Source organism: Leisingera sp. ABD4_442, assembly GCF_056160905.1.
Map to the genome: position 1 here is coordinate 180,872 of NZ_JBSWYB010000001.1, position 12,708 is coordinate 193,579.

Genomic DNA, 12,708 nt, shown 5'->3' on the forward strand with positions numbered 1-12,708 from the left:
ACAAATGTCCTTTGTGAAACTGACCGCATCCACCCTGGCAATCGCCGCCGTTTCCGCAACCGCAGCTGCTGCGCGCGACCAGGTCCAGGTTGCCGGTTCGTCCACCGTTCTGCCCTACGCCTCCATCGTGGCAGAAGCCTTTGGCGAGAACTTCGACTTCCCGACCCCGGTTGTGGAATCCGGCGGCTCCTCCGCTGGCCTCAAGCGTTTCTGCGAAGGCGTGGGGGAAAACACCATCGACGTCGCCAATGCATCGCGCCAGATCAAAGACAAGGAAATCAAGGCCTGCGCCGAAAACGGCGTGACCGACATCATCGAGGTCCGCATCGGCTATGACGGCATCGTCTTTGCCTCCGACATCAACGCCAACGGTTTCGAATACACCCCGTCCGACTGGTTCCTGGCGCTGTCCGACAAGGTGCTGGTTGACGGCCAGCTGGTCGACAACCCGAACCAGACCTGGGCAGACGTGAACGCCAACTTCCCGGCGGTCGATATCCAGGCCTTCGTTCCGGGCACCAAGCACGGCACCCGCGAAGTGTTCGAAGACAAGGTAATCCTGGCCGGCTGCGAAGCCACCGGCGCGTTTGAGCACCTGCTGGCCAACGCCGAAGGCGACACCGACAAGGCCAAGCACAAAGCAGCTGAGAAAGCCTGCATTGCGCTGCGCACCGACGGCAAATCGGTCGACATCGACGGCGACTACACTGAGACCCTGGCCCGGATTGAGTCCAACAAAGACGGCATCGGCGTCTTTGGCCTGGCCTTCTACGAGAACAACACCGACAAGCTGCAGGTTGCAACCATGTCCGGCGTGGTTCCCTCGACCGAAAGCATCGCAACCGGCGAATACCCGGTCTCCCGCCCGCTGTTCTTCTACGTCAAGAAAGCCCACATCGGCGTGATCCCGGGCCTGAAGGAATACGCTGAGTTCTTCGTCGCAGACGAGGTTGCCGGCGAAGACGGCCCGCTGGCCGAATACGGCCTGGTTGCCGACCCGGAACTGGCGGACACTCAGGAAGCGGTTGCCAATGAGGCCGTGATGGGCGGCAACTCCTAAGCTGTCCCGCCTGTGATCTGATCCTTGCCGGGGCGGAGCCAACCTCCGCCCCGGCGCTTCTTCCGCGGCAGGGCTGCCGCAGCCAATACGCCACCGCCAATACCGGAGCTTTTCATGCCCACTTTCTGGCTTGTTGCCCTCCTGCTTGCGCTCTCTGCTGCGGGCTACTACGGCGGCCGCCGCCGCGCGATTGCCACCGCTGCGGGCAATGTCAAAGACCTGCATTCGCTGCCATCTTATTACGGCTACCACGTGGCGCTTGCGGCCTTTGTTCCGGCCATCGGCGCGCTTGCGATCTGGCTGCTGGCTCAGCCCATGTTCATCGAGACCCGCGTCTCCGGCATGATCCCGGCGGATGCAGTTCCGGAAAGCTCCTCCATCGGCCTGGTGATGAGCGATGTGCGCCGGGTGGCCGAGGGCCTGGACCTGGCGGTGGAGCAGGGGCTGCTGACCGCCCGCGAGGCCCGCAATGTCGCCGGCAGCGGCCAGGACGTCCGCGCCCTGATGGGCGAGGTGGGCGTGGCCCTGGGCGATGACGTGCGCCCGGAAGTGCTGAATGCCGCGCAGGCCTACCGCAACCTCTCGAACACTGGCCGCACCGCCATGACCGTGGTTGTGGCGCTGCTGGCGCTTGGCGGCTTTGCATGGGCTTACAGCCGCACCCACAAGGATTTCCGCGCCCGCAACGTGGTGGAACGCGCGGTGCTGGCGCTCTTGATCCTGGCCGCCTCGCTGGCGATCCTGACCACCGTTGGCATCGTTCTGTCGATGCTGTTTGAAACTAAAAACTTCTTTGGCCTGCACAGCTGGACGGACTTCTTCTTCGGCTCCACCTGGGCGCCGAACTTCCGCGGCGGCAGTGAACTGTCGATCCTGCCGCTGCTGTGGGGCACGCTCTATATCTCCTTCATCGCGCTGCTGGTGGCGGTGCCTGTCGGCCTTTTTGCCGCCATCTACCTGTCTGAATACGCCAGCGGCGCCGTGCGCGCCTTTGCCAAGCCGCTGCTGGAAATCCTCGCGGGCATCCCCACCATCGTCTACGGCCTGTTTGCGCTGCTGACCGTCGGCCCGGCACTGGCAGACCTCTTTGGCAAGGGCGGCCTGCTGGGCGTTGAATGGATGGCAGGCGCCACCTCGGTCCTGACCGCGGGCCTTGTCATGGGCATCATGCTGATCCCCTTCGTCTCCTCGCTGTCCGACGACATCATCAACGCGGTGCCGCAGGCGATGCGCGACGGCTCTCTGGGCCTTGGCGCCACCAAATCCGAGACCGTGCGCCAGGTGGTGATGCCGGCAGCACTCCCGGGCATCGTCGGCGCGGTGCTGCTGGCCGCCTCCCGCGCCATTGGCGAGACCATGATCGTGGTCATGGGGGCGGGCGCAATTGCCAAGTTCTCTGCCAACCCGCTGGAGTCGATGACCACAATCACCACCCGTATCGTCAGCCAGCTGACCGGCGACACCGACTTTGCCAGCCCCGAAACGCTGGTTGCCTTTGCCCTGGGCCTGACCCTGTTTGTCCTGACCCTCGGCCTGAACGTCCTGGCGCTCTACATCGTGCGCAAATACCGGGAGCAGTACGAATAATGACTGACCTCAGCCAAACCCCCGCAGGCGCCGCGCCCCGCAAACACGGCGGCTCGCTGCTGGAAAAATCCGCGCAAACCCGCAAACGCAACGCTGCGGAAACCCGGTTCAAGGCTTATGGCATCGCCGCCATCACCGCGGGGCTGATCATGCTGCTGGTGCTGGTGACCACCATCGTCGGCAAGGGCACCGGCGCCTTTCAGCAGACCTTTATCACCCTGCAGGTGGAGCTGCTGGAGAAGAAGCTCGACAAGAAAGGCAACCGCGACCTGGCTGATATCAAGAAGGTCACCACTTTCGGTTACGCCCCGATCATCAAGGGCGCCATGACCGCGGCGGTTGAGGATCTGGGCATTGAAACCGGTCTTAAGGCCAAGCAGCTGGCCGGTATCCTGTCCAAGGACGCCGCGGCGCAGCTGCGGGCGTATGTTCTGGCGAACCCGGACCAGATCGGCCAGACGGTGGAGTTCCGCTTCCTCGCCTCCAGCCGCGTGGATGGCTACCTGAAGGGCCGCGTCACCCGTGACAGCATTGCCAACGACAAGAACATCTCAGCGGAACAGCTTGATCTTGTTGATGCTTTGGCCGCTGCCGGTGTGCTGGAGAAGACCTTCAACCTCGACTTCATCTTTGGCGCGGATGCCTCCGACGCCCGCCCGGAGGCGGCCGGTATCGGCGTCTCAATGCTGGGCTCGCTGTTCATGATGTTCGTGGTGCTGGCGCTGGCGCTGCCGATCGGCGTCGCAGCCTCGATCTATCTTGAGGAATTTGCGCCGCAGAACTGGCTCACCGATCTGATTGAGGTGAACATCTCCAACCTTGCCGCCGTTCCCTCCATCGTGTTCGGCATCCTGGGCCTGGCGGTCTTCATCAATTACATGCACCTGCCGACCTCGGCGCCGCTGGTGGGCGGGCTGGTGCTGACGCTGATGACCCTGCCGACCATCATCATCTCCACCCGCGCCTCGCTGAAATCGGTGCCGCCGTCGATCCGCGACGCCGCCTTGGGCGTCGGTGCGTCGAAGATGCAGGCGGTGTTCCACCACGTGCTGCCGCTGGCCGCGCCCGGCATCCTGACCGGCACCATCATCGGCCTGGCGCAGGCGCTGGGGGAAACCGCGCCGCTCCTGCTGATCGGCATGGTCGGCTTCATCGCCTCCAACGCGCCGGAAACCCTGGCTGACGGGCTGCTGGCCCCGAACTCCGCAATGCCCGCCCAGATCTACGAATGGGCCAAACGCGCCGACCCCGCATTCTACGAACGCGCCTGGGGCGGCATCATCATCCTTCTCATCTTCCTGGTGACCATGAACACGCTTGCCGTGATCCTGCGCCGCCGCTTTGAACGCCGCTGGTAAAAGGGGCATAGTGCTATGAACGACATGACCGTGATGGAAAACACCGTGGACACGCAAGCAATCAAAATCGCCGCCAAAGACGTCAACGTCTACTACGGCGACTCCCACGCGATCAAAGACGTGAATGTCCAGATCGAGGACAAGACCGTCACTGCCTTTATCGGCCCTTCGGGCTGCGGCAAATCCACCTTCCTGCGCTGCCTGAACCGGATGAACGACACCATCGACATTTGCCGCGTCAAGGGCGACATCCTGCTGGACGGCGAGGATATCTATGACAAGCGCGTCGACCCGGTGCAGCTGCGCGCCAAGGTCGGCATGGTGTTCCAGAAGCCGAACCCGTTCCCCAAGTCTATCTATGACAATGTGGCCTATGGGCCGCGGATCCACGGTTTGGCCAAAAACAAGGCGGAACTGGATGAAATCGTAGAGAAATCCCTGCGCCGCGGTGCCATCTGGGATGAGGTCAAGGACCGTCTGGACGCGCCCGGCACCGGCCTGTCCGGCGGCCAGCAACAGCGTCTGTGCATTGCCCGCGCGGTTGCCACAGAACCCGAAGTTCTGCTGATGGACGAACCCTGCTCGGCGCTGGACCCCATTGCCACCGCGCAAGTCGAGGAACTGATCGACGAGCTGCGCAGCCAGTATTCCGTGGTGATCGTCACCCACTCGATGCAGCAGGCCGCCCGCGTCAGCCAGAAAACCGCCTTTTTCCACCTTGGCAACCTGGTGGAATTCGGACCGACCGGCCAGATCTTCACCAATCCCGAAGACAAGCGCACCGAAAGCTACATCACCGGCCGGATCGGCTGATTTCAAGGAAAATCAAATGACTGCACAGCATATTGCATCTGCTTTCGACCGCGATCTGGAGGCAATTCAAGCCCGGATCATGAAGATGGGCGGCCTGGTCGAGGACGCGATCCGCGAAGCCGCGCGTGCCTTGGAAACCCGCGACGAGGAATTGGCCCTGACCGTCCGCCAGGGCGACAAGGCCATCGACGGGCTGGAAGAGCTGATCAACGAGGAAACCGCCCGCCTGATCGCCCTGCGCGCGCCTGCCGCTTCCGACCTGCGGCTGGTTCTGTCGGTGATGAAGATTGCCGGCAACCTGGAACGCATTGGCGACTATGCGAAAAACATGGCCAAGCGCACTGGTGTTCTGGCCCAGGGTCCGAACATCAGCGAGGGTACCTCCGCCCTGCGCCGCATGGCGCGCGAGGTGGAGCGGATGCTGAAGGACGCGCTTGATTCCTATATTCAGCGCGATGTGGAACTGGCCCGCGATGTGATCGAGCGCGACCGCGACGTGGATCAGATGTATAACGCCCTGTTCCGCGAATTTCTGACCCATATGATGGAGGACCCGCGCAACATTTCGGCCTGTATGCACTTGCATTTCATTGCAAAAAACACCGAACGCATGGGCGATCATGTGACCGCGATCGCCGAGCAGGTGATCTATTTGGTCACCGGCGAAAAGCCGGAAGAAGACCGCAAAAAAGCCGACACCACCTCGACCACACCGCAGGAGATCTGACCGATGGCTGCCGACCAGCCCACCGTTCTGGTTGTAGAAGACGAAATGGCCCAGCGGGAAGTGCTGGCCTACAATCTCGAAGCTGACGGCTTCCGCGTGCTCAGGGCCAAGGATGGCGAAGAAGCGCTGCTGGTGGTCGAGGAAGACATGCCCGATATCATCATCCTCGACTGGATGATGCCCAACCTTAGCGGTATCGAAGTTTGCCGCCGCCTCAAGACCCGCGCCGAAACCCGCAACATCCCGGTGATCATGCTGTCCGCCCGGTCCGAGGAAGTGGACAAGGTGCGCGGCCTGGAAACCGGCGCCGATGATTACGTGGTGAAACCCTATTCGGTGGTGGAACTGATGGCCCGCGTGCGCAGCCAGCTGCGCCGGGTCCGGCCCTCCACGGTCGGCGTGCGGCTGGAATACGGCGACATCGTGCTGGACGCCGAAACCCACAAGGTCAGCCGGGGCGGCAACCCGCTCAAGCTGGGGCCGACCGAATTCCGCCTGCTCTCCACCTTCATCGAGAAACCGGGCCGGGTCTGGAGCCGCGAGCAATTGCTGGACCGGGTCTGGGGCCGCGACATCTATGTCGACACCCGCACCGTCGACGTTCACATCGGCCGCTTGCGCAAGGCGCTGACCCAGCATGGCGGCGACGATCCTGTCCGCACTGTGCGCGGCGCCGGCTACGCCCTGGGCTGAAGCCTGGCTGAAACGGCACCAGAGGGTGCACAAGGGGTGTACAGGGGGTGCACGCAAATCACCCCCTGATTTTCACTCTTTGAACATCACCGCGGCAACGGATCCTCCGGCTGCGCCTTGCCAGCCAGCCAGCCGCGGAATTTCGTCAGCGCCGGCGCATTGGATTTCTGCTCCGGCCAGACCAGGTAATAGGCGCCTGCGCTCTCCACCGGCTCCGGATGCAGTGCCATCAATCGGCCTGTGGCCAGATCTTGCTCCACCAGGTAATCCGGCATCAGCGCGACGCCCAGCCCGTGCAGTGCAGCCTGCGTGATGGTTGCGAATTGATCATAGATCGTGCCGCTCAGGTCCGCGCCTGCCTCTATGCCTTGCTGTTCAAACCAGTCCTTCCAGGCGGTTGTCCGGGTCTGGATGTGCAGCAGAGGCAGCTTCAGAATTTCCCTCGGCTCATTAATCCTGCGCCCCTCCAGAAGCTGCTGGGCGCAGACCGGCAGCAACTGTTCATGCTTCAGCAGCAATGATTGGGTTCCCGGCCAGGACGCATCTCCAAAATGTATCGCCGCATCAAATGGTTCGGTGGCAAAGTTGAATGGCTCCAGCCGGGTTGCCATGTTGATGGTCACATCCGGGTGCAACCGGGAAAACTCCGGCAGCCGGGGCATCAGCCAGCGCATCCCAAAGGCCGGAAGGATCGCCAGATTCAGCGTGCCCGCCAGCGGTGCCGCCTGCAGGCGCAGGGTGGATTGCACGATCTGGTTCAGGGCTTGGCGGATCTCCGCCGCGTAATCCCGCGCCTCAGTGGTCAGCGCCAGCCGCTTTTGGTCCCGTTGCACAAGCTCCATCCCCAGCTGCCGCTCCAGCGTTTGCAGCTGTCTGCTGACCGCGCCTTGCGTCAGCGCCAGTTCCTCCGCCGCGGCTGAGGCGCTGCCAAGCCGGTCCAGCGCTTCCAGCGCGCGCAGGGAGGGAATCGAAGGCAGGAATTTGCGTGGCACTGTCATGTATGAGTGTTTGTCATGCTTTGTTGCCAAAGTCTCGCTGTTTTTTCCGTTCACCTCCCGTTAGGGTTTGGCCAAATCGCGAACCACTGAGGTGACAAGATGACCGACAAACCCGCCCTGCGTGCCAAGGATGCCCCGGATCTGGGCCGTTTCAATTGGGAAGACGCGCTGCGTCTGGAGGATCAGCTGACCGAGGACGAGCGGATGATCTCCGCCTCGGCCCGTGCCTATGCCCAGGAAAAACTTCAGCCGCGCGTGCTAAGTGCCTATGAAAACGAAGAAACTGACCCGGAGATTTTCCGTGAGATGGGCGAAATGGGCCTCCTTGGCACCACCATTCCGGAAGAATACGGCGGGCTTGGCGGCGGCTATGTGTCCTATGGCCTGGTCGCCCGCGAGGTGGAACGCGTCGACAGCGGCTACCGCTCGATGATGTCGGTGCAAAGCTCGCTGGTGATGTATCCCATCTACGCATACGGAAGTGAGGACCAGCGCCGGAAATACCTGCCGAAACTCGCCTCGGGCGAATGGATTGGCTGCTTTGGCCTGACCGAACCGGATGCCGGCTCAGATCCCGCCAGCATGAAGACCAGAGCGGAAAGAACTGATGGAGGCTATAGGCTTACAGGCTCCAAGATGTGGATCTCCAACGCGCCGATTGCCGATGTGTTTGTGGTCTGGGCCAAGTCCGAGGCGCATGGCGGCAAGATCCGCGGCTTTGTCCTGGATAAAGGGCTGAAGGGTCTCAGCGCGCCGAAAATCGAAAACAAAGCTTCCCTGCGGGCCTCGATCACCGGTGAGATTGTGATGGATAGCGTGGAAGTCGGCGAAGACGCGCTGCTGCCGCATGTCGAAGGACTGAAGGGACCGTTCGGCTGTTTGAACCGCGCGCGCTATGGGATCAGCTGGGGCGCCATGGGCGCTGCTGAGGCCTGCTGGCACGCCGCCCGTCAGTACGGATTGGACCGCACGCAATTCGGCCGGCCGCTGGCAAATACCCAGCTGTTCCAGCTGAAACTGGCGAACATGCAAACCGAAATTACCCTGGGACTGCAGGCTTCCTTGCGCGTCGGCCGGTTGATGGACGAGGCCAATGCCGCGCCCGAGATGATTTCGATCATCAAGCGCAACAACTGCGGCAAGGCGCTGGAGATCGCCCGGATGGCCCGTGACATGCACGGCGGAAACGGTATCAGCCTGGAGTTCAACGTGATCCGGCATATGGTGAACCTGGAGACCGTGAACACTTACGAGGGCACTCATGATGTCCATGCGCTGATCCTGGGCCGTGCTCAGACTGGATTGCAGGCGTTCTTCTGATTGCAGAGCCGCAGCGCGGAGCTTGCTTCGCGCTGCATTTTTGCAATTTGAGTTTGCGTTCTTGCGGCCATTGGCCGAACGGAGATTTTTGCAAAGATAGTTGAACAGCGGCATCACCGCGTAAAGCGTCCTGGGGCCGGAAATCTGGTTAATGAGTTTTCTGACTGATGCAGCGCATTTTCACGCCTGCTGCATTTTGAGGCGGTAAATCAGATTAACAAGACCAGGCTGATTTGCGCATTCTCTGTTGCGATGGGGCAGAGTCAAAACTCTCCTCTGCAAAATTGCAAAACGTCTTCAGAAGAGAAAATTGAAGGCCGCGTCTTGCGTTCGTGCAAAATGAGCGCGTCTCGCCTTTCCCAATAACTGCAAGCTATGCAAAAATGCATGTTCGTTTTGCGCATCTGCAAGTGAAAATGCGCAAACCTATGCAGCTTGGATTTAGCGCACTATTGCGTTTTTTAGCGCATTTACAGTAGGTTAACTTTATGCGCCAGTGGGTGCAAGGCGAAAGTTAAGAAGACTTTAATGAAGTTGGCGGGCGCAGCAAGGCAAGCCGGCTGAAGGTGCAAACCTTTCAGTCACAAAAAAACGGACCGGCAAAACCGGTCCGTTTCTGACCTGATCCGCGTGGCCTTATGCGGGCAGGTGAATATTGAACTTCTGGCGGATGGCCATGTCCGTTTCCGCGTCAAAGCGGGCAGAGGCACGTTCTGACAGGATCTTTTCCTTTTTAGCAATCGCCTTTTCGATCAGATCCGGCTTTTCCAGCTCGGCCCATTCCTTGGGGGAGGTCCGGTCGCCAAGTTCCGGGTAGACATAATCCACCTGCATCCGGCTGAGGGTCTGGTCCGTACCCAGGTAATGACCAGGGCCGCCAAGGCAGGTTGCGCGCATCTGATCCAGCGCCAGCGTTTCGTGGTTCACTTCGATACCGCGGACACAGCGTTGTGCCTGTCCGAGCAGATCGTTGTCGAGGATCAGCGACTCGTGGCAGAACCCCAGCAGCGACGCATGCATGCCTGCGGCCTCGTAAACCATGTTGAGCCCGGAAAGCCCTGCCATGACTGCGGAGCACATCTGCTCCCAGCCTGCCTGCATGTCGGGCAGTTTCGAGTCGGATGCCCCGGCTGCGGCACCGCCCGGCAGGTTGTAGAATTTATGCATTTGCGCGCAGCCCGCAGACAGCAGAGCCTGCTCGCCGGACCCAACGCTCATGGCGCCGGTGCGCAGGTCCAGTCCGAAGGGCCAAGTGCCAAAAACCGCTGGAGCTCCAGGCTTTACAGCGTTTACATAAACCAGCCCGGCCAGGCATTCTGCAACCGCTTGTGTGATTGCCCCGGCGATTGTCGAGGGGGCCGTCGCGCCCGCCATGCCCGCGGAAAGCAGAAGCACTGGCATGCCGCCCTTGATGCATTCTTCCATCACTTCGCAGGATTCCGTCGCGAATTTCATCGGCGGAACCACGAAGCAGTTCGAGTTCGACACAAAGGGGCGCTCCCGCCACTTGTCCTCGCCGCCGGCAATCATATGCAGCAGCTCCAGTCCGGGCTTGACGAAATCCGGTTCCGTGAAGGAGACGCCAACATGCTTGGTTGTGCCTGCGGTCGTTGCGTAGATGGAATTCAGGTCCATCTCGCAATTGTCCGGAATGTCACGGCAGACCATAGGTCTCTGGACGAAGTGGATATTGTCCAGCTGATCACAGATGCGGGCTGCATCATGGAGATCCTGCACGGTGGAATCGCGGTATTCCTTGCCGTGGACATCGACCATGCTGACAGCTGCGCCGGCAGTGCCGTAGTGGACGCGGCCGCCCGACAGCTCCAGATCGGTCTTGCCGTCCCGGCTGAACAACGTGACGGAGCGGTTGGCCTTGGCGATTGTGTCTTCGACAAGCGCGCGGGGGAAGCGGATGCGGCCGTCATCGCCGAGAACAGCGCCGGCGCCAGTCAAATATTCGATACCGCTTTGCGGCGCGTCGGCGAGGCCGATCTCTTCCAGTGCTGTCAGTGCGGCCTCGTGGATTTTTTCCATATCCGCCTGGCTGAGCAGTTTCAGGGCGGTGGACTCCATGCCGGGGCGTACCGGGCGCAGATGTTCCGGCAGGGCTGCTGCACGGGCGGCGCGGCGTGCATTGCGCCCGCCGCTGCGGCCAGCGCGGGAGGAGGAGGCTTGTTCGTTCATTTTCGTGCCTTTCAGGGGATGTGAGAGTGAGGTTTCGAAACGTTCAACTCACTGCGGCCGTCCCCTGGCTGCACGGCCGCGCGCCGCACCAATGGTGCGGTAGATAAGGCTGACGTGGCAGCGTTCTCCCTGCATGCGGACTCCTGTTCCTTTTGCCGCAAATTGGCACGCTGGCGTGCAGTTTCTATCACATTAACGACGCCGGTGAAAAAAGCGACACATTTTTCATCTGACCGCAGAGAGCAACCCCGGCTGGGCGGTGGAGACCATTTTGTCTAAAATCTCATTATTTTTAATGGTGTAACTTCTATTTTTAACGCTTCCCGCGGAATGTTATTGTTGGCAAAGTGGCGGAGGGAACCAAATATTAAGCATTAATGGGTATACTGGGTCTCCTGGGGATGGAGCGCTGGAACAGCGCATTTCAAAAGGGCACTGCCACATGCCGATGGTTAAGAAAGCCAGAAACTGCCTCGCCCTTGCCGCGATTGCCTGTGCGGCCAGCGGTCTTGCTCAAACATCCTATGCTCAAGAATGGCGAAACGTTTTGGCTGGAAACCCTCAGTCCTCCTCCGGGCGGCTGTCTGGCATTTCCACAGACGCCGGGTCTTTCCAATTTGCCTATGGCCGTGAAATTGGCGGGATGCTCCTTGCCGGGACCGTTGCAAGAGAGCAGTCCGGATTGCTGCCGCAAGCGGTGCAAGCTGATGAAACCCGGCAGCTGCGGCTGCACGCAGGATATGATTTCGGGCCAGCGACCGGCTTTGTGAGTTTGGGCGGCCTCCAGGCAGAAACCTCTGAGGGATCGCGCCGGGGGGCAATATTCGGCCTGGGGATGCGGGTGTCCCTGAACCGCGCCCTGCAATTGACCGGCGAGTTGCTGCACCACGAGGCGGGTCCGGAGAATGGAAGCGCCAGCGCGCGCGGTGAAACCCTGTCAGTGAGCGCAGCCTTCCGCTTCTAACCCGAATATCCGGTCAGGCGCCGTGTCAGCCGCTAGGGAAGCGGCAGCATCTTTTCAATGGCTTGGCGGATTTTTGCCTGAGTTTTCCGGCGGAAAGGCGCAGACGCCCGGTAGAATTCGGCCGGTCACCGCCAGTTTAGAGCGTGTGAAGATTCCGCCTCTGGAAGTTTGCATGCAAAGGTCTTTTGTAGCTCTCACCGGCGCACAGCCTGCGCCGGGACTGCAAAAGGAGAAGTCTGAATGACTCGTTTCGTAGCTATGACAGCCATCGCAGCCGTAATGGGCGGTGCGGCCTTTGCCGGCAACATCAGTGAGCCGGTGGTCGAACCTGCGCCAGCTCCGGCGCCTGTGCCGGTGGCAAATGATGGCGGCGACTGGACCGGTTTCTATCTGGGTGGCCAGGTTGGCCAGCTGGATGCCGATGCAACCAATGGCGCCTCGGGTGACGATACCTCTTACGGTATCCACGGCGGCTACAATCATGACTTTGGCCGCTTTGTCCTGGGTGGCGAATTGGAATATGACAGCACCGACCTGGACCTGGGCGGCGGCGCAACGGTGGATTCCGTGGCACGGGCCAAGGTGAAGGCCGGCTATGACTTTGGCAACGTCCTGGCCTATGTCACCGGCGGCGTGGCAGAGGCCGACAGCTCGCTGGGCAGTGAGACCGGGGAATTCTACGGTGTTGGCCTCGCGTATCAGATCACGGATCAGTGGCAGATTGGCGGCGAAGTGCTGGAGCATGAGTTTGACCAGTTCGGCAACTCCGGCGTTGGCGCCGATGCGACCTCTGTTTCGCTGCGTGCTTCGTTCAAGTTCTAAGCTTGCCTGAATACGGGCGCGGCACTCCTGTTCCGCCGCGCCCCTGGCCGTCCGGTCTGTGCCCAAGACGGGCCGGGCGGCCGTTGCGCCCCCATCGCAAAACCCTTGGCGGACGTGCAGACCCGTGCTAAGCAGCCTGCATGAACCAGAATTGCACCACCATTATCTGCTGCATTACC

The 12,708-nt window shown here is 61.1% G+C and carries 11 protein-coding genes; 9 read left to right on the forward strand and 2 right to left on the reverse strand.

All coding sequences use genetic code 11. The features are described from left to right. The first annotated feature begins 4 nt into the window (after positions 1–4). The 6 genes from ACXAHG_RS00865 to phoB all read left to right on the forward strand — a co-directional run bounded on the left by ACXAHG_RS00865 (position 5) and on the right by phoB (position 6,238). Positions 5–1,060, forward strand: coding sequence for a substrate-binding domain-containing protein (locus ACXAHG_RS00865; protein ID WP_475043271.1), 1,056 nt, complete (start codon positions 5–7; stop codon positions 1,058–1,060). A gap of 114 nt (positions 1,061–1,174) precedes the next feature. Then, entirely contained in the window at positions 1,175–2,647 is a 1,473-nt protein-coding gene (pstC, locus tag ACXAHG_RS00870; RefSeq protein ID WP_475055444.1) for a phosphate ABC transporter permease subunit PstC, read from the forward strand. Further along, entirely contained in the window at positions 2,647–4,005 is a 1,359-nt protein-coding gene (gene pstA / locus ACXAHG_RS00875; protein ID WP_475055446.1) for a phosphate ABC transporter permease PstA, read from the forward strand. The genes pstC and pstA overlap by 1 nt, the downstream gene beginning before the upstream one ends. Before the next feature lie 15 nt (positions 4,006–4,020). Then, a complete protein-coding gene (gene pstB, locus ACXAHG_RS00880; RefSeq protein WP_475043267.1) occupies positions 4,021–4,818 on the forward strand; it encodes a phosphate ABC transporter ATP-binding protein PstB in 798 nt (265 codons plus the stop codon). Between the two features lie 16 nt (positions 4,819–4,834). Then, on the forward strand, positions 4,835–5,545 hold the full coding sequence (gene phoU / locus ACXAHG_RS00885) for a phosphate signaling complex protein PhoU (protein WP_039171139.1): 711 nt from the start codon (positions 4,835–4,837) through the stop codon (positions 5,543–5,545). Between the two features lie 3 nt (positions 5,546–5,548). After that, complete coding sequence (gene phoB, locus ACXAHG_RS00890) at positions 5,549–6,238, forward strand: phosphate regulon transcriptional regulator PhoB (RefSeq protein WP_475055447.1); 690 nt, start codon at positions 5,549–5,551, stop codon at positions 6,236–6,238. An 86-nt stretch (positions 6,239–6,324) separates the two neighbouring features. Here phoB and ACXAHG_RS00895 read toward each other — a convergent pair whose 3' ends face one another. After that, positions 6,325–7,236, reverse strand: a complete 912-nt coding sequence (locus ACXAHG_RS00895; protein ID WP_475055448.1) for a LysR family transcriptional regulator — start codon at positions 7,234–7,236, stop codon at positions 6,325–6,327. Positions 7,237–7,335: 99 nt separating this feature from the next. Between ACXAHG_RS00895 and ACXAHG_RS00900 the strand changes: the two genes are divergently transcribed. Beyond that, positions 7,336–8,556 carry an acyl-CoA dehydrogenase gene (locus tag ACXAHG_RS00900; RefSeq protein ID WP_475055449.1) on the forward strand — a complete coding sequence of 407 codons (1,221 nt, stop codon included), beginning with the start codon at positions 7,336–7,338 and terminating at the stop codon, positions 8,554–8,556. Positions 8,557–9,192: 636 nt separating this feature from the next. On the opposite strand, the gene ACXAHG_RS00905 is transcribed toward ACXAHG_RS00900, so the two are convergent. Then, positions 9,193–10,743 (reverse strand): trimethylamine methyltransferase family protein, encoded by a 1,551-nt coding sequence (locus ACXAHG_RS00905; protein WP_475055450.1) that lies wholly within the window; start codon positions 10,741–10,743, stop codon positions 9,193–9,195. 697 nt (positions 10,744–11,440) lie between these two features. On the opposite strand from ACXAHG_RS00905, the gene ACXAHG_RS00910 reads away from it, so the two are divergent. Both ACXAHG_RS00910 and ACXAHG_RS00915 read left to right on the forward strand, forming a co-directional pair. Beyond that, positions 11,441–11,707 carry a hypothetical protein gene (locus ACXAHG_RS00910; RefSeq protein WP_475055451.1) on the forward strand — a complete coding sequence of 89 codons (267 nt, stop codon included), beginning with the start codon at positions 11,441–11,443 and terminating at the stop codon, positions 11,705–11,707. A 240-nt stretch (positions 11,708–11,947) separates the two neighbouring features. Next, complete coding sequence (locus tag ACXAHG_RS00915) at positions 11,948–12,529, forward strand: outer membrane protein (RefSeq protein WP_475055453.1); 582 nt, start codon at positions 11,948–11,950, stop codon at positions 12,527–12,529. The last annotated feature ends 179 nt before the right edge of the window (positions 12,530–12,708 follow it).